Below are 17,692 nucleotides of genomic sequence, written 5' to 3' on the forward strand. Positions count from 1 at the left end.
ATCTTTGCAGCGGCAAGTCCTACACAACCAGCTCCTGTCGAATCCCCCAGGGTGGGAACGCAGCAAGGGTAGATGGTCGTAGCGGTGTGATGTAGGTAGCTTGCCATTTTTTGTGCGCACAAGTCAAGCAATTTGACACTATATATAAAGAATCCCAAATTTCATAAGCTATTGAAATTTGGGATTTTGTTTTTTAAGCTTTCGCGAAAGCGTAATTGTACCTCAAAAAAAAGCCATCTCAATGTGAGATATGAAAGCTTTCATTTATATAATGATTAGAATATTTAGAATATTGTTCAGAGTTAATTGTTACAATGCTCAATATATAAGTTTGTAATAGCCGATAAATTCATTTTAGAAATTTTATTTTGTCTCATTATTTTTAAAAGCTCTGGGCAATTTTCGTAAAAGTTTTTAAACCTTTTTCTCCAGCCTTTATAACCAAACCCATGCATGAAAATTAATTCATGAAGATACTCTTCGTTTTTTCTTTTTATGCGAACACTAATACCTTTGTTGAACTTTTCCCGTCTTAAAGAGTCGGAATAGTTTTTTTTAAAAGGATTATAGCTTTCGTAAATTTCAAAATCTCCTCTGTCATAATACTTTATTCCAAACCATGTCGTTTTAATTTTATCAGTAGGAGTGCGAAGTATCGAATGCTTTTCTTGAAGAGAGTCAGATAAAAGAGTGAAATAATCAATATCTGTAGCTTTTATATTTTTCTTGGTTTGTTTTCCATAGAATATGTCCTTTTTCTGTATAAAAAAATCTATGTTTTCACTGCCATCTTTTAAGGTTACGTTTAATAGTCCCCTTTGTTGACCGGTCGAAGTAGTCGTAAAAAAGATAAATAAAGTGAATATAAAAAAATTAAAAATTTTCATGGTATACTTTTTTAATACCCTACACGCTCTACAATCTCTAGACCGTAGCCTACGATGCCTATACGTTTAAGACCTTCACTATTAGTCATTAGTTTTACCTTGGATATGCGCAGATCATGTAAGATTTGTGCACCTATGCCAAAATCTTTTGAGTCCATGACTACGTTAGGAGCTTTCATCTCTCCTTCCTTTTGTAATGTTTTTAGTTCGCTTAATCTTCCTAAAAGATTTGCACTTGCATTCTCTTGATTTATAAAAACAATTGCTCCTTTTCCAGCTTCATTAACTGCACGAAACATATCATCTAGTTTGGCATCTGGATTGTTTGTGAGCGTACCTAGTAGGTCATTGTTAATTTGAGTTGAGTTTACGCGTACAAGTACTGGCTCATCATCTTCCCAGCCACCTTTAGTAAGTGCTATGTGAACGGTGTCATTTGTAGTTTGTTCATACGCACGAAGTCTAAAATCTCCAAAACGCGTTTTAATCTCAAAGTCTTCTTTTTTATCAATAAGGCTATCGTGATTCATACGATAAGCAACGAGGTCTTCAATTGAAACTATCTTTAGGTCAAAAGTTTTGGCAACTTCTAGAAGCTGTGGCAATCTAGCCATCGTCCCGTCTGCATTCATGATCTCTACAATCACACCAGCTGGTTTGAAGCCAGCGAGCCTTGCAAAATCTATCGCTGCCTCTGTATGTCCCGTACGACGTAGTACACCTCCTTCTTTCGCTTTAAGCGGGAAGATATGTCCTGGTCTACTTAAATCGTAAGGTTTTGTATTTGGGTTTATTAGTGCCTGTACCGTTTTTGATCTATCTGAGGCAGATATTCCAGTTGTAACTCCATTGCCTTTAAGGTCTACAGAAACGGTAAAAGCAGTCTCCATAGGATCTGTATTACTAGTTACCATCATGTTGAGATGTAACTCTTCACAACGATCTTCTGTAATAGGTGTGCATATAAGACCACGACCATGAGTAGCCATAAAATTGATCATTTCTGGTGTTACTGCTTCTGCAGCAGCCAGAAAATCTCCTTCATTCTCACGATCCTCATCATCTACTACAATGATTACTTTTCCATTTTTAATATCTTTAATGGCTTCTTCAATAGTATGTAGTTGGATGCTTGTAGATGCTGTCTTTTGCATAGGTAATATTTTGTACAAAGATACGGGAACACCTTTGTTTTGTGTATAAGTTTTAAGCGCAAAAAGTTATTTGCTGTCTCGATAATATCCTTGGACTCTTAGGTTTTCTATGGTGATGCCTAATTGGTCAAGTCTATCAATAGCGGCTAAACGCATATCGTTAGAATATCCAAGATCTTTGTGGTTTTTTACCACGTCCTTAAGTTGGTTAGAAGAAAAGGAGTCTAATAATTTAATCTCATCTTCCGTGAGCACGTATGATTTATCTACCGTAGGAGGAATGATAAGTTCTTTTTTCTTTTTAGAAAATAATCTCTTTATAGGCTTAGGAACAATATCTACATCAAATATTCCTTGATCAGTAGTAGCTCGATAGGTAAGGTAAATACCTAGCGGTAATAATATAAAAGTACTAAGCCAACTAGCAACGAAGGGACTTATAGAGTTGTTTTCTGCACTATTTTTTGCAAAAATTCCTATAAAATGAAAGGTAAGGAATACTACAACACCTATTACAATAGGAAGACCTAATCCTCCTTTACGAATAATTGCACCTAGTGGAGCGCCCACAAAGAATAGTAGAATACAGCTAAACCCTAGTACGTACTTTTCGTGTAGTGAGATTTCAAATTTACTTAGGCGTTTTACATCTACTTTGAGTTTGTTCTTTCGATTCTCAAGATCTGCGACGGTATTATTTAAATTAGACTTTGCAATTTCTAGTATACGCACACGGTCTCTTACCTCGTAATTATCTAGAAGCGTGTCTTTAATCTCTATATCTTGAGCAGGAACTCCAGAATAAAGTGAGTCTAGGGATGTTAAGTTTGCTTTGTGTATGTACTTATCACTAAATGTGGTTCTGTCTTCTACGTAACGCTTTGATAGCTCTGTGATGCTAGAGTCTAATAAAACGATATTCATCATCTGGTAGCTGTTATTGATATCCTTATCGTCAAGGTCAACAGCATCTAGTTCGCTCAAGTCAATATTGAGGGTGTATGTTTCAAAATAACTTTTTGCAAACGGTTCTTTCTTACGCTCCTTATAATCTTTCTTTTGAACTTCGGTATAGTAATTACCGTCCGTAAGTTTTAAGGAAAGTGTAGGGGAGTCTATAGAACTTATGAGTTCGCCTTCAGAGGCTATAATAACAGTATAGTTACCCATTCTACCTTTTTCGGCTTGATGAATTACAATATCTCTGAGGTACTGATCTCTATCGCCATATTTCTCAGCCACACGCATATTAAAATCTTCTGTAATCTCATTAAACTGCCCACTGCGTATGAGCATGGCAGGTTTAAGTTTTCCTATGTTTCTACGTAAATTTCTGAACTCAATTTGAGAAGCAGGAATTACATGATTTGCAAATAAGAAAGAACCTACCGCAAGAAGAATCACAAAGTAAATCACACTTTTCATCGCGCGTTGTAGTGAGATTCCAGTAGATTTCATTGCTGCAAACTCATAGTTTTCGGCAAAGTTACCGAAGGTCATGATACTTGTAAGAAGAACTGAGAGTGGAAGTACTAGCGTTACCAGACTGGGCATTGCAAAAAGTAAGAACTTGACAATAACATCAAAGTCAAGATCTCTACCTGCTAGTTCTTGTATATATAACCAGACACTTTGTAAAACAAAAATGAACATCAAAATAGTGAAGATGCTCAGGAATGTTCTTACGAACGTAAAAAGAATATATCGGTCTAGTATTTTCATGTAAAAAGCTGAGGGCGCAAACAAAAATAAGAAGTCTGCGCCCTTGCTACTAGTATTATACTATTATAATTTATTGATGTAATAATCTGCGTACTTCGTCTTATCAAAAACAAATACATTTTTTGCCAAAGGTTGATTAGGCTTAAATGAATTTACAGTAATAGTCACTTTAGTACCATTCTTTTGTGTGATAATAAGCTTGTGTATATGCTTAGTCTGTGCGTCTACACCTAATAACGTATATTTTACGTCACTATTAGAGTCCATAGGAGTAAGCTTTACAAACTGTATTTCTCTACCGTTTACTTTTTGCACGATGTCCATCTTCTGTGTGTAACCTTCATTAAAGAAGGATAACATTTTTGAAGGTGTGATTGCGTTTTCATCTTGATCACTCATTGCACTAATGGTGATTTCCTCATCTTCAGGAACAATAGTATAAACGTTCCTTCCATCAAATAATTGCGTAGTCCCCATAAGAGATAGCTTGTAGTTGTTACCAGCCATGACTACGTTTCCTTTAGTCTCTTGATTTACACCTTCGGCTTCATTACTTAAGGCATATTTAAAATCAATAGCGATGTTGTCATAGCTTTTTACCTTGGTGTCTACCTCTTTAAGAAGGGTTTGTGCTGTTTGCGCTTTCGCGAAAGCGGTCATAAATAATAACAATACCACAGGCATTGCACGTTTTGCAAATTTGCGGTAACCTTTTACTGCGACAGGAACTAACACTTTCTTAAAAAGGATAGGAGCCAGCCAAAAAATAAGTTTCTTTTTCATTTTGATTTATTCGTTATTTAGGAGTTGATCCAGTCCAGCCATATCTTGAACTAGTACTTGACGTGCTTTACTTCCTTCAAAAGGACCTACCACACCTGCAGCTTCTAGTTGATCTATGATTCTTCCAGCTCTATTGTATCCTAGTTTTAATTTACGTTGTAATAGAGAAGCACTTCCTTGCTGTGCAATGACCAATACTTCGGCGGCATCGCGAAAGAGAGCATCCCTATCTGAAGCATCTATATCAAGACTTGTGCCACTCTCTTCACCTACATATTCTGGCAATAAGTGGGCGTTTGGATATGCTTTTTGATTTCCTATATAATCTACAATACGTTCTACTTCTGGAGTATCCACAAATGCACACTGTATACGCACCACGTCATTACCTTGAGTGTACAACATGTCACCACGACCTATAAGCTGGTCTGCGCCAGAGGTGTCAAGAATAGTACGGCTATCTATTTTTGAAGTTACTCTAAAAGCGATACGAGCTGGGAAGTTGGCTTTAATAATACCTGTAATTACATTTACAGAAGGACGTTGCGTTGCAATAATTAAATGAATACCAATGGCACGAGCAAGCTGAGCAAGCCTTGCTATTGGTGTTTCTACTTCTTTTCCAGAAGTCATAATAAGATCTGCAAACTCGTCTACTACTAGTATAATATAAGGTAAGAACTTATGTCCATTTTCTGGATTGAGCTTACGTGCCTTAAACTTGACGTTGTATTCCTTAATGTTACGACACATTGCATCCTTAAGCAAGTCATAACGGTTATCCATCTCTATACATAGAGAGTTAAGCGTGTTAATCACCTTAGAATTATCTGTGATAATGGCTTCGTCTGTATCTGGAAGTTTTGCTAGATAGTGTCGTTCTATTTTATTGAATAAAGTAAGCTCCACTTTTTTAGGATCTACCAGTACAAATTTCACTTCGGCAGGATGTTTTTTGTATAGTAGCGAAGTTAGGATTGCGTTAAGACCAACAGATTTACCTTGTCCTGTTGCACCTGCCATGAGTAGGTGAGGCATTTTGGCAAGGTCTACCACAAAAGTTTCGTTTGAAATGGTTTTACCTAGTGTAAGTGGTAGCTCCATTTCTGCTTCTTGAAATTTCTTACTAGCCACTGCAGAGCGCATACTCACAATACGCGGATTCTTATTAGGCACCTCAATACCTATCGTACCACGTCCAGGGATAGGAGCAATAATACGTATACCCAGTGCGCTGAGTGATAAAGCAATATCATCTTCAAGATTCTTGATTTTTGAAATACGAACCCCAGCCTCAGGTACAATCTCATATAATGTCACCGTAGGCCCTACGGTCGCTTTAATGTTTGAGATGCCTATTTTATAGTTGTTAAGCGTCTCAACAATTCGATTTTTATTTTCTTCAAGCTCTGCTTGGTTAATGGTGATACCTTGTCCGTTTGTATAATCTTTTAATAGATCAATAGGAGGGAAATTAAATTTTGAAAGTTCTAAGGTAGGGTCAAATTCGCCAAAATCTGCAACTAGCTTTGAGCTCAGGTTATCGGTGAGTTCTTCCTCTTCAATAGGTTTTTCTACCTCTACAGCAACTTCTTCCACAGGTACGACAACTTCTTCCTCTGGAGCTTTCGTTACTTGGAAGCTACTTGTAGGTTCCGCTTCTTTTTTGGTGAGTGCAGGTTGTAAATCTTGAACGTTTTGTTCAAAGGTAGATGTCTTAGGAGGTGTTGCGGTTTCCGCTTTCGCGAAAGCGGTCTCATCCTCAACCTTAGTTCCTTTTAAAAATTCTTCGGCTTCGTAAGTAGAGGAGTTATCTACAATAATAGGTTCTTTTCCATCTTCTGAAAACTCACCAGCGAGATCACTACGTTGTTTGTTTATAAAAGTGGATATACGTTCAGGTGTAAGTTTTAAACGCACAACTAGATAGACAATGGCTAGAAAAGCCATCACGATGATTGCTCCCGCAAGACCTAAATAATCTTGCAAGAAGTCATTGATTTCATAACCAACGGTACCTCCAAGGATATCATTCTTTTTATGGAAAAACCCAAGAAATACAGCTAACCAAAGCATGAGCAATATTCCCCAAAACCAAAATCTTTTTAATGACGTCTTTGCGTAATCAAAAAAGTAATGTATTCCAGTAAGTGCTGTGAGAATACAAAGTGCGAGGGCCGGGATACCAAAACCTTTATAGATAAAGAAATGGCTAATACGGGCACCCACAAGAGAGAGCCAGTTTGAAGCTTCGTCCTCTCTGGTTCCTGTAGCGATAAGACTTTGATCTACTTTCCAAGTAAATAAGTATGAGATAAAAGAAAACAGCAAACCGAGACCAAGTAAGAATAAAAAACTTCCTAAAATGATCTGCTGCTGGCGCGTCAACTTAAAGGAAATAGATTTTCTAGGAGTCTTAGTATTTGTTTTTTTAGCCGTGGATTTCTTTTTTGCCATAGAAGCGTTCAAGGTTGTTTTTTTGTGGGAGATAAAAGTACAATATTGAAACGGAAGTTTTCTTGGTTTATGATCCGTATTTATTGGCGAAGATGAGTAGTTTTTAAATATAGATACTTATAATGGTGGGTGAATAATCTCCTTTAATGTAAGTGGTGAAGAAATTTAAAAGTCACTACATTAAAGGCAAGGAGATGCTATAATTATTTGCTTTTGTATTTTATGGGTACTTACTATTTTTTCTTTCATAAACGTTTTTCCAGAATAAAATAACATGTGTTTTTCGATAAATAGTCCATTTGGAATGTTTCGTTCAGTTTTCCACTCTTCATAGGCCGTTGCAAATGTGAGTAAGGGTAAGTGCTCAGCAATACGTTTATCAATAATATATAGATTAGTTCCTAATTTATTTCTTTTGGCTCTTTTTGAATTATTAGAAGTAAGCTTATATGAGCTATATGCTATACCTTCTATTATGGTATCTTTAATGTCTGTAAAATCGTAATTTTTAACTTGATATTTATATGGATTCATATACTCAGAGACATTTTTACAAGTAGCTTCGAGTGTTTCTAGCTGTTCAAATTGAATTCTTGAAATGTCCATTGTTATTTTAATTCCATTACGGTCTGTCAACTTGAGAGTGAAATTAAGGGAGTCTTTTTTAGTAAGCTGTGCGAAGTAGCTATTGTCACTTTCTTGAGTTAAATAGATTACCTCCCGCTTTGTAATACTATCATTTTTGCCCTTTTTACTATCGCCAGGTTTTACTATTTCTCTACTGTATGTACTTATCCGATCAAAGACATATTTTTTTTGTGCTAGAATATTTGATGAGAATAAAATTAATAGTAAGAGAATGATTTTCATATAATGCAGAATTTAATGTTCTTAATATGTAGGTAGTTGTAAATATCGATAACTATAACTATTTCTGCTAGAGGTAAGAGGTACTAAAATATAATTAAGCTTGATGTTATTTACTATCATCCTATAATTTTATAAAAAAGTATAATATTAAAAACGAGAGCATAAACTGTTTGAAGCGTTATAGAGGTAATTACTATATAAAGGAAAGTAAGTAAAATGTATAAGGCGTATTTATAGAGTCTTATAGCAGGGTAATGTGGTATTGTTTATTAAGTTGACACTATTTTTAAGAAGTTATTGTAAAAATTTTGCTCAAAATCTCTGTTTTTTAAAACATGAACTCTTGAAAGAAACTTTTAGTATTCTAGATTTTATACTTGATAACCTTGCAGTTCTCCAGATTTCTCCTTTCTCATTAATTGAGTGTTTCTCTAGAAAAATTTTATTTGGTAATTTTTGAGATTCTTTCCATAGCGAATATTGAGTTCTTGATGTAAGTAAGGGAAGATGGTTAACACCTGATGTATCTACAATGTATTCCTCTCTGCTTTGCATTCTATCTAGTTTATGTTTTATTATCGAGAAATCATATCGTTTGAAATTATAATCGTTGCTAACTGTGTCAGGGATATTTTTTAAGTCATAGTATTCTGGATTATTATATGAATTCCAAAATTTTCTATACCGCTGACTTATGTCACAATTCATTTCAATAACATCGGCAACATTAAAATTTTCCTTTCCCATAACATCATTGGTGTAAAATTTTTCATTGTTGCGAAAAAAAAGCTGTACTACTAATTCATTTTTTTTAACAACTTTCAAATAATAGGAGTTGTCTTTGGAATTTGTTAAGTAAATAATTTTTGGTCTCCTGTCAGGGTTTTTCGTAATTCCTTTGGCATAATACAAAGAATCATTACTATATGAGACGTCATATTCAATTTGATAGTCAAATGTATACGTCTCTTGTGCATATATTATAGAAGAAATAAATAAGCTAATTATAAAAACAATAATCGTACGTACGTTTAAAGATAAATTCAAAATTGATAAATTATTAATTAGTACATTTTTTCTAAAAAATCTCGGGTAGTTAGAATGTCGTCAGTGGGCATTATTAAGAATGTTCTATCTGGATAAACAATAACTGTATTAGCATTGATTGTTTTATTGCCTTCTTGAGTTGAATTATGAGATGAGAAGAAGATTTTTTTCAATATTGATTTTTGATCTATAATCTGATTTTTGAATTTTTTTCGATCTTTTTTTCTTTTTGGAATTTCATTGATAAATTCAATGTGTTTAATGGAGTTTTTTGAAGCTATTAAGGCTTTGTAATTTTCATAATGCCCACTAGTCATATTTCGAATATTAGAACTGATAGTGCCCAAATCAATTAATAGTGTGTCTTTTGGAATTACATTCAGTCCATATTCATTTAGGTAGTTGATAAGTTGTACTTGATATAGATTACTTAATTTACCTGATTTGGTAAAGTCATTCTGAGCATTTAAATAAGAGGTCGTTAAAAATAGTAATAGTAGAAACCTCATTTGTTATGCGCCTTGATTGGATTTAATAACTTAAAATAATCTAGACGTATGTCTATTTTTAGATTACAAACTTCAATATAGGTATTATGTACATTTATTGATACTTACAAAGTAAATTTTCCAGATTAAAATCTTTCTGAATTAACGATAGTATTAATTTAGGTGGGGTGAATAATCTTTAAGGATTACTAGAGTTTATTATCAAACAAGAGACACTGGTCTTAGCTAAATACTCGCCCTTTTATTAGAAAAACTAGAATAAGATAAACTATTATCTAAAAAATACGTGGCACATATATAATCCCAGCCACAACAACAGACGCTAGTGCTGCGATACCTACCGCACCTGCAGCAATATCTTTAATGCGACCTATCTTCTCATGAAAGTCTGGATGTATAAAATCTGCAATTCCTTCTATGGCGGTATTGAGACCTTCGGCGGTCATTACGAGGCCTATGCATAATATTTGGGCAATCCACTCTGTGCGTGAGATGTTGTAGTATAATCCAGCAATAGTAATTAGTATGGCAACGCCAAACTGTACTTGAATACTAGCCTCAGAGCGTATAAGTTGTATACCTCCTTGAAGAGAATATTTCATTCCCTTAAGTCTTCCAGTAATAAATTTAATAGGCAATGGAGTGGAGGTATATAGTTAAAAAAATGCTGAGTATATCAGTCTGTGATACACTCAGCATTAAAGGTATGGATATTATTTAATAGCGCTCATTGCACCTTCATAATTAGGTTCTTGACCTACTTCTGGTACTTGCTCTGTATAAATTACTTTTCCAGCTTCATCGAGTACGACTACAGCTCTTGAATGAAGACCTTCAAAGGCTCCACCTTCTATAGTTACCCCATAGTTTTTTCCGAAATCACCAGATTTAAAATCAGAAAGTGTGTGTACATTTTCTAGACCTTCGGCTGCACAAAAACGAGCTTGTGCAAATGGTAGGTCACGAGAAATACAAAGTACCTCTGTGTTTTCTGCACTTGAAATCTTCTCATTAAAGGTGCGTACAGATTGAGCACAAACACCAGTATCCACCGATGGGAATATATTTAATACAACACGTTTTCCTTTAAAGTCTGCAAGACTTGCAGTAGACATGTCATTTTTTGAAAGTGAAAAATCTGGAGCTGTTGTTCCTACTTTTGGAAGTTCTCCTATCGTTGTTGCAGCGTTTCCGCCTAAAGTGATATTTGCCATATTATTTTTTTTGGTTACGTAAAAGTACAGAAATGCGAGAGCAATTTTATTAAAAGTATGGTAAAGAAATTTTTAAGAAATAGAGTGTATCTATAAGGATGCTTCTGGTATTTCGCCTTTTACGGGACCTACAATCTCATCAGTAATCCATCCTCCATAAAAACCTCCAGGTTGTGGGCGTACCTTTTCATCATCTATATAACAATCTAGAATCGCTGGGTAAAACGAGATACTATTACTTATCTCTTGAAATTCTTCATATGGATCTGGATAACTCCATGCAGCATTTTTAAATGTAGTAGATGGTAGTATAATATCCCAATAAGCCGCAGCTCCTTTCCACTCACAGTGCGAACTACCAACGACCTCCTCAAGCAATTCCATATCTATATCCTCCTGCGGAATATAATATGTGGGCGGGCTAGCAGTTTCAGTAATTCTAAAAGCTCTAGTAGTAGCAGCGATAACAATGTCTTTGTGCTTTACAATAATCTGCCTTTGATCTATTGTAATTTTTGGTGGTCTTGGGTAATCCCATACAGATTCTTGTCCCTCAGAAGGGGTGATTGCAAATGGCGGTCTTTTTTGACCTCTATATTCCCAAGAGTCGCGGTGTTCTAGTATCCAGCTAGGTGCTTTTTTCATTTTTATTCTAAAGATAACTTTTAAAGAACGTATAAAAAAAATGCGATGTCTGTAAGACATCGCATTTTAAAATTTATGTACTTAGGTAGACTTAATTGTCTATAGATCCCATTACTCGTTGCATGAAGCCGTTGAGAGCTTCTTTCTTTGCAGTACCACTTTGTATGTCTTTGTGCACTTCAAGCGCACCATACATATTTGAGATGAGTTCGCCTATAACGTCTAGCTCTTCATCTTTAAGAGAGGGAACTTCTGTAAGGTTTTCTAAAGTCTCCACAGTCTCAATAAGAAAATCTTGATCATTTTCTTCTATAAAACTTACGAGGTGTTTAATTACTGGTAACTTCATTTACGAGATCTTTAAGTATGTCAAACTTGTTAGTTTGCACTTGATTTTTAAATGCTCCTTTTGTAAATGTTGCAAATGTAGGAAGGTTATCTACCGTTGCCATTTTACGTGACTCTGGATTCTTCTCTGCATCTACTATTACAAATTTTACATTTTCATTTTCTGAAGCTAGTTTCTTGAACTTAGGCTTCATAATGCGACAGTTACCACACCATGTTGCACTATACTGTACAATAACAGTATTATTATCTGCAACAATCTGGTTAAGGTTATCTTGATCTAATTCTTGAATCATAGCTTCTTTATTATTTAGTTTGCGTGTGCAGCAAGGTAGCTGGCAACACCATCACGGTTTGCGTTCATTGCATCTTTTCCATCTTCCCAGTTTGCAGGACAAACTTCTCCTTTTTCTTGTACGTGCGTGTAAGCATCTACGAGTCTCAAGAACTCAGCTACATTACGACCAAGAGGCATATGGTTTACACCTTCGTGAAAAACAGTTCCTTCCTCATCAATAAGGTAAGTCGCTCTATAAGTAACATTGTCACCATCTACCATTACAGTTCCAGTCTCTTCATCAAAACGCTCGTTTGTCACGTCAAGAATTCCAAGTTGGTTTGCAAGGTTACGGTTAGTATCTGCAAGAATAGGGTATGTTACACCTTCTATACCTCCATTATCTTTCGCAGTGTTTAACCACGCAAAGTGTACTTCTGGAGTATCACATGAAGCTCCTATTACTAGCGTATTGCGATCTGCAAATGCTTGTTTAGCTGCCTCGAAAGCATGAAGCTCAGTAGGACAAACAAATGTAAAATCTTTTGGGTACCAGAAAAGAATGATTTTCTTTCCTTCTTCCTTAGCTTTTTCTAAGATGTTTAATTTAAAAGTATCTCCCATTTCATCCATTGCGTCAACAGCAAGGTTTGGAAATTTTTTACCGACTAAAGTCATTTTTCTAGGTTTTTTAATTCGGGTGCAAAAGTACCTAGAAAAAGAGTGAATTAAGATGTTTGAAAATGGGATAATCTTATAGTAGTATTGATTTCACTTATGCTTGTGCTTTAGGTATTGTAAATGTTGTAGTTACGCTTTCGCGAAAGCGTAATTTTAAGACCATTAAGCCGCCGAACGAGCATCTTTAAGTTGTCTAATTTTAATATTAAAAGCAGCAAATAGTAAAGTCATAAATGGAGAAAGCCAGTTAAAGATGGCATATACAAAGTAATCATACACAGAGACCCCAAGTACACCACTTTGATATGCTCCACAAGTATTCCAAGGTACAAGCACAGAAGTGACAGTCCCAGAATCTTCCAAGGTTCTGGAAAGATTTTCTGGCGCTAGACCTTTATCTTGAAAAGCTTTACTATACATTTTACCAGGAACGACAATAGCAAGGTATTGGTCACTAGCTGTTAAATTAAGAGCTAGACAACTTGCTACAGTACTAGCAAAAAGTCCAAAAGTAGTACTAAACAGCTTTAACAGGGCTTTACTTATGGTAGCAAGTGCACCTATTGCGTCCATAATTCCACCAAAAACCATAGCACATATTATTAGCCATATAGTCCCGAGCATTCCAGCCATACCCCCTGAAGAGAATAGGTCTTTGAGAATTGTATTATCAGTAGCTACACTTGTATCTACAGTAATTGCATTGAGAACCCCTTTGTATCCGTTAGTAAAGTTAAGTTCATTACCGCCAGAAACCGAAATGATGACATCCGGTTGAAAAATAAGTGCTGCAAGAGCTGCAAGTATAGTTCCTACTAGAAGTGCAATAAGTGGTGGAGTTTTTTTGATAATTAGAAATATCACTAGCACTGGAACTGTAAACAGCCACGGTGTTATATTAAAAGAAGTTCTTATATCGCTCAGAATTGCTGAGGTATCAGTAGGTCCTGATGTATCGAGGGTAAGGCCTAAAATAATAAATACAATAAGCGTAACAACTATAGTGGGAACTGTAGTGAGTGTCATATATCTTATATGAGTAAAAAGATCTGTCCCTGACATTGCTGGTGCTAGATTTGTGGTGTCACTCATAGGTGAAAGCTTGTCCCCAAAATAAGCTCCAGATAGTACTGCCCCGGCTGTCATACCTAGAGAAATCCCCAAAGCCTCTGCAATACCAATGAGAGCTATACCTACTGTTGCAGAGGTGGTCCAGCTACTCCCTGTTGCAATTGAGATAACTGCACAAATTATTACACAAGCAGGTAGAAATATGGTTGGATTTAGTATTTGAAGCCCATAGTATATCATTGTCGGTATAATACCACTTACAAGCCAAGTACCTGCTAGAGCACCTACCATTAATAATATGAGTATAGCTCCAGTTGTAGATTTTAGATTTTGAGAGACTTCCTCAACCATTGTCTCATAGCCCACTTTGTTAAAGTAACCCACAATCGCAGCTACAGCTGCACCTATAATTAGTATAAATTGATTAGAACCACTCAATGCATCATCACCAAAAACGTACACATTAAATGCTAGCATCGCAACAAGAACAATGATAGGTATGAGTGCTTCCCAAATATTTAATTCACGATTTTCAACAGTATGATGGTTTTTTTGATCTTCCAATTCGTTGTTCATAAGACTGTGCGGTTTCTATCCGTAATGTTACAATAATAGGAGGTATTCTGCAAGGTGTATGCTCAAAAACCAGCAATGTAAGATTACATAGTATTTTAAATAAAAATAACTCAAAGCGCTATCTTATTGAGTTGTTTCAAATCACTAGTCTTTAAAGTGTCTAAAATAGATACATTCAAAAAAAAAGCGAGGACAAAGCAGTTATGCTTTATCCTCGCATATCAATAAAATTGAAAAAAATTAAGCCACGACAGTTTGCAAAACTCCTACTTCTTCCATGCAAGACTTCATCATCTCAAAAGTGCGCTCTATATCTGCATCAAGACCTATTGAGAATCGTATAAGGCCATCTGTAAGTCCCATAGCTGCTTGCTCATCTTCTGGGATTTCTGACGAAGTTGAGGTTCCTGGTGCGCTAAAAAGTGTTTTATAAAAACCTAAGCTCACCGCTAGGTATCCAAGATTCTTTTCCTGCATTAATTCCATTAATGCATTTGCTTTGTCTAGAGAGCCCACATCTACTGTGAGCATTCCTCCGTAACCATATTTTTCGTTCATGTGTCTATTAAAAACCTCATGACTTGGGTGTGATGTAAGCCCCGGATATACAGTTCTTAACCCTAACTTTTCAAAACGCTCTGCCAGATACATAGCATTGTGACTGTGTTGCATCATACGTATATGAAGTGTACGTAAGTTTTTAAGAACAGAAGCAGCTCTCAAGCTATCCATTGTAGGACCTAGTAGCATACTTGCTCCATCATTTACATTGCGTAGTGCATCGATAAATTCTTGAGTACCGCAAACCACACCTCCTACAGTGTCTGAGGATCCATTTATAAATTTAGTAAGACTGTGTATCACCACATCTGCTCCGTGTTGTACAGGAGAAATAGAAAGTGGAGAGAACGTATTATCTACCACTAATGTAAGATTGTGTTTTTTTGCAATTACTGATAAAGCAGCGATATCTGCAATTTCTAAAAGCGGATTGCTCACAGACTCACAGTATAATACTTTTGTATCTTTTGTAATTGCCGCCTCAACAACCTCAAGGTTTGTGATATCCACAAAGCTCGTTGTAATATTAAGTCTTGGTGCAAAATTCTTTAAAAATGCATACGTTCCTCCGTAAATAGTACGACTAGAAACTACGTGATCGCCTGCTTGGCATAATTGTAACAGCACAGGTGTGATAGCACCCATTCCACTGGCGGCAACGTTTGCCGTTTCTGTTCCTTCCATTGCGGCAAGAGCTGCACCTAGATATAAGTTTGATGGAGTGCTGTGTCTAGAGTATAAATAACATCCATCTGCATTTCCTTCAAAGGTGTCAAACATTGTTTTTGCCGAAAGGAATGTGTAAGTAGAGCTGTCTGAAATAGAAGGGTTTACTCCTCCAAATTCTCCAAAATATTGTAAATCTTGAATCTCGTTCGCTGGTTTAAATTTCATGGTTGATATCGGTTTTTGTAATAGAGACCTGTTGAGGTGTTCTATTACATTTGTTGTTAGTGTTACAGGATCAAAGTAATTGTCTTTTAGTTATTAAGCTGGGGATCTTGTGATTGTGTTTAGTAAATGTATGTGATTGTAGATTTATAGTCAACGCTATCCATTAATTATAGATTTTAAAACTGTATTTTTGATAAAAAATAGAATTTAGCTTTCGCGAAAGCGTAAAATAATAATCCTCACTGATAATTTTTCTACCATGAAACTAGACGAGATAGACAAAAAGATACTAGGTTACCTTCAACATGATGCCAAAATCACAAATAAAGAACTCTCTGCAAAGTTGAACCTTTCTGTAACTGCTATTTATGAGCGTGTAAAAAAGATGGAGCGCTCTGGTGTTATTTCACAATATATCACACTCATTAATAAGGAGATAGTAGGACTTGGTTTTCAAGTGTTTTGTCATGTGAAACTAGAAAAACATGCGAAAGATGCTATAGATTCTTTTGAGAAAGAAGTAAGAGCATTAGATGAGGTGCTAGAGTGTTTTCACGTAAGTGGCGATTATGATTATCTACTCAAGGTGCTTGTGAGAGATATGGAGCACTTTCGTAATTTTATGGTAACCAAGCTTACTACGCTTAAGTATATAGGCAGCACGCAGAGTTCCTTTACGATAAGTGAGGTGAAGAATACCACAACAATCTCCGTATAATGAACGGTAAATACTACGTGCTTTCGGAGTTTTTTGTACTCTTTGTGTTATTACCATTAAGCCTCTTGCTGCCTTATGATTTCAAAATAAAAGTAGCTAGTGTACTCATAGGTTTCACCTATTTACTTGTAATGCTTTTTAAGAGTGGTTCTGTAAGTTTCAAACTGGAGCGCTCTATAAATTGGCACTCTTTTATAAAGAAGACTACCGTGAAACTTATTGCTATAGCAATTATTACAACCATATATGTTTATGTGGTGCAGCCTTCAAGTTTATTCTGCGTGCCATTAAGCAATCCAGGATTGTGGGTGATGATATTATTGTTTTATACTTTTCTGTCAGTATGGCCACAAGAATTGATTTATAGAACCTTTTTCTTTAATCGTTATGGCAGTTTCTTTAAAGACAAGCGATTGCTTATTGTAGTAAATGCGATTATGTTCGCAATGGCGCATTTATTCTTGCGTAACACCTTAGTGATTGTGCTTACATTTTTAGGAGGACTATTATTTGCTTATACCTTTAAGAAAACAAGATCTACCACGCTGGTGTTTATAGAACATGCACTGTATGGTAACTGGCTTTTTACAGTTGGGATGGGGCAAATACTTGCCTTTCCTGGGATGGAGGCGTGTTAATCTATAGCAAATGAGCATTTATCTTTAATTAAGATTCTAGTAAATAGTGTAATTTTGAACTATGGAAAACAAGTTTCATTCACTAAGGCAACATTTTGAAGAGTTATACTCGTTGACAGATGAAGAGTGGAATTTTATTGAGCCACACTTTCATTTTAAAACATTAAAAAAGCATCAATTTTTAATTCAAGCAGGGCAGGCTGTCAATTTTGAATACTGGATTATCAATGGCCTTGTGAAAGCCTATCACATAGATGATAAAGGTAAAGAGCACATTCTCCAGTTTGCAATGGAGAAATACTGGGTGAGTGATCACTGTGCTTTTCAGCATCAAGAACCAGGAACTATATTTGTAGATTGTCTAGAAAATTCTGAATTTTTCTGCTTGTCATTGGAAGATAGAGAGAAGATTTGTCTTGCAGTGCCAGCTGTTGCTAATTTCTTTAGAGTTAAATCAAACCACGGTTATATAAACCTGCAAAAAAGAGTGTTGTCATTACTTACAATGACTGCAGAAGATAGGTATCAATACCTAGTTACTAAACTACCTGCTTTAATACAGCGCGTGCCTAAAAAATTAATAGCTTCCTATTTAGGCGTTTCTAGAGAGACTTTAAGTCGTTTTAATAGCTAAAAGTGA

The 17,692-nt window shown here is 35.6% G+C and carries 19 protein-coding genes and 1 other RNA gene; 4 read left to right on the plus strand and 16 right to left on the minus strand.

All coding sequences use genetic code 11. From position 1 onward, the window contains the following. Positions 1–10: 10 nt before the first annotated feature. Positions 11–109: signal recognition particle sRNA small type (gene ffs / locus JM84_RS07215), an RNA gene on the plus strand. A 193-nt stretch (positions 110–302) separates the two neighbouring features. Here ffs and JM84_RS07220 read toward each other — a convergent pair. The 16 genes from JM84_RS07220 to JM84_RS07295 all read right to left on the minus strand — a co-directional run bounded on the left by JM84_RS07220 (position 303) and on the right by JM84_RS07295 (position 15,696). Then, entirely contained in the window at positions 303–887 is a 585-nt protein-coding gene (locus JM84_RS07220) for a hypothetical protein (RefSeq protein ID WP_035334055.1), read from the minus strand. 11 nt (positions 888–898) lie between these two features. Continuing rightward, entirely contained in the window at positions 899–2,041 is a 1,143-nt protein-coding gene (gene ribB, locus JM84_RS07225) for a 3,4-dihydroxy-2-butanone-4-phosphate synthase (RefSeq protein ID WP_144783416.1), read from the minus strand. Between the two features lie 66 nt (positions 2,042–2,107). After that, a complete protein-coding gene (locus JM84_RS07230) occupies positions 2,108–3,763 on the minus strand; it encodes an LptF/LptG family permease (protein WP_261375708.1) in 1,656 nt (551 codons plus the stop codon). A 63-nt stretch (positions 3,764–3,826) separates the two neighbouring features. Continuing rightward, the gene (locus JM84_RS07235; RefSeq protein ID WP_144783418.1) at positions 3,827–4,546 is read right to left on the minus strand and encodes a LolA family protein; all 720 of its coding nucleotides are present in this window, start codon (positions 4,544–4,546) and stop codon (positions 3,827–3,829) included. A gap of 6 nt (positions 4,547–4,552) precedes the next feature. Further along, positions 4,553–7,003 (minus strand): FtsK/SpoIIIE family DNA translocase, encoded by a 2,451-nt coding sequence (locus JM84_RS07240; RefSeq protein WP_144783420.1) that lies wholly within the window; start codon positions 7,001–7,003, stop codon positions 4,553–4,555. 180 nt (positions 7,004–7,183) lie between these two features. Then, entirely contained in the window at positions 7,184–7,873 is a 690-nt protein-coding gene (locus JM84_RS07245; protein WP_013749705.1) for a hypothetical protein, read from the minus strand. A gap of 312 nt (positions 7,874–8,185) precedes the next feature. Further along, a complete protein-coding gene (locus JM84_RS07250; RefSeq protein ID WP_013749704.1) occupies positions 8,186–8,920 on the minus strand; it encodes a hypothetical protein in 735 nt (244 codons plus the stop codon). A 17-nt stretch (positions 8,921–8,937) separates the two neighbouring features. Beyond that, positions 8,938–9,429: a hypothetical protein gene (locus tag JM84_RS07255; protein WP_013749703.1), complete on the minus strand. Its 492-nt coding sequence runs from the start codon at positions 9,427–9,429 to the stop codon at positions 8,938–8,940. Between the two features lie 275 nt (positions 9,430–9,704). Beyond that, positions 9,705–10,031, minus strand: a complete 327-nt coding sequence (locus JM84_RS07260; RefSeq protein WP_049783458.1) for a diacylglycerol kinase — start codon at positions 10,029–10,031, stop codon at positions 9,705–9,707. A gap of 111 nt (positions 10,032–10,142) precedes the next feature. Then, positions 10,143–10,643, minus strand: coding sequence for a thiol peroxidase (gene tpx, locus JM84_RS07265; protein ID WP_013749701.1), 501 nt, complete (start codon positions 10,641–10,643; stop codon positions 10,143–10,145). A gap of 90 nt (positions 10,644–10,733) precedes the next feature. After that, entirely contained in the window at positions 10,734–11,288 is a 555-nt protein-coding gene (locus JM84_RS07270; protein ID WP_144783422.1) for a DUF427 domain-containing protein, read from the minus strand. A gap of 91 nt (positions 11,289–11,379) precedes the next feature. Next, positions 11,380–11,637 (minus strand): DUF6952 family protein, encoded by a 258-nt coding sequence (locus tag JM84_RS07275; protein WP_013749699.1) that lies wholly within the window; start codon positions 11,635–11,637, stop codon positions 11,380–11,382. Next, complete coding sequence (locus JM84_RS07280; protein ID WP_144783424.1) at positions 11,618–11,932, minus strand: thioredoxin family protein; 315 nt, start codon at positions 11,930–11,932, stop codon at positions 11,618–11,620. Before JM84_RS07280 ends, JM84_RS07275 begins: the two co-directional genes overlap by 20 nt. A 14-nt stretch (positions 11,933–11,946) precedes the next feature. Next, positions 11,947–12,591, minus strand: coding sequence for a peroxiredoxin (locus JM84_RS07285; RefSeq protein WP_013749697.1), 645 nt, complete (start codon positions 12,589–12,591; stop codon positions 11,947–11,949). Positions 12,592–12,756: 165 nt separating this feature from the next. Then, positions 12,757–14,241, minus strand: a complete 1,485-nt coding sequence (gene nhaC, locus JM84_RS07290) for a Na+/H+ antiporter NhaC (protein ID WP_013749696.1) — start codon at positions 14,239–14,241, stop codon at positions 12,757–12,759. 240 nt (positions 14,242–14,481) lie between these two features. Further along, a complete protein-coding gene (locus JM84_RS07295) occupies positions 14,482–15,696 on the minus strand; it encodes an aminotransferase class I/II-fold pyridoxal phosphate-dependent enzyme (RefSeq protein WP_013749695.1) in 1,215 nt (404 codons plus the stop codon). Positions 15,697–15,955: 259 nt separating this feature from the next. On the opposite strand from JM84_RS07295, the gene JM84_RS07300 reads away from it, so the two are divergent. The 3 genes from JM84_RS07300 to JM84_RS07310 all read left to right on the plus strand — a co-directional run bounded on the left by JM84_RS07300 (position 15,956) and on the right by JM84_RS07310 (position 17,686). After that, positions 15,956–16,414: an Lrp/AsnC family transcriptional regulator gene (locus tag JM84_RS07300; RefSeq protein ID WP_013749694.1), complete on the plus strand. Its 459-nt coding sequence runs from the start codon at positions 15,956–15,958 to the stop codon at positions 16,412–16,414. After that, complete coding sequence (locus tag JM84_RS07305) at positions 16,414–17,052, plus strand: CPBP family intramembrane glutamic endopeptidase (protein WP_144783426.1); 639 nt, start codon at positions 16,414–16,416, stop codon at positions 17,050–17,052. The genes JM84_RS07300 and JM84_RS07305 overlap by 1 nt, the downstream gene beginning before the upstream one ends. Positions 17,053–17,113: 61 nt before the next feature. Continuing rightward, positions 17,114–17,686, plus strand: a complete 573-nt coding sequence (locus tag JM84_RS07310; RefSeq protein WP_144783428.1) for a Crp/Fnr family transcriptional regulator — start codon at positions 17,114–17,116, stop codon at positions 17,684–17,686. Positions 17,687–17,692: the final 6 nt, after the last annotated feature.

Origin of the sequence: Dokdonia sp. Hel_I_63 (assembly GCF_007827285.1) — a bacterium.
Lineage (GTDB): Bacteria > Bacteroidota > Bacteroidia > Flavobacteriales > Flavobacteriaceae > Dokdonia.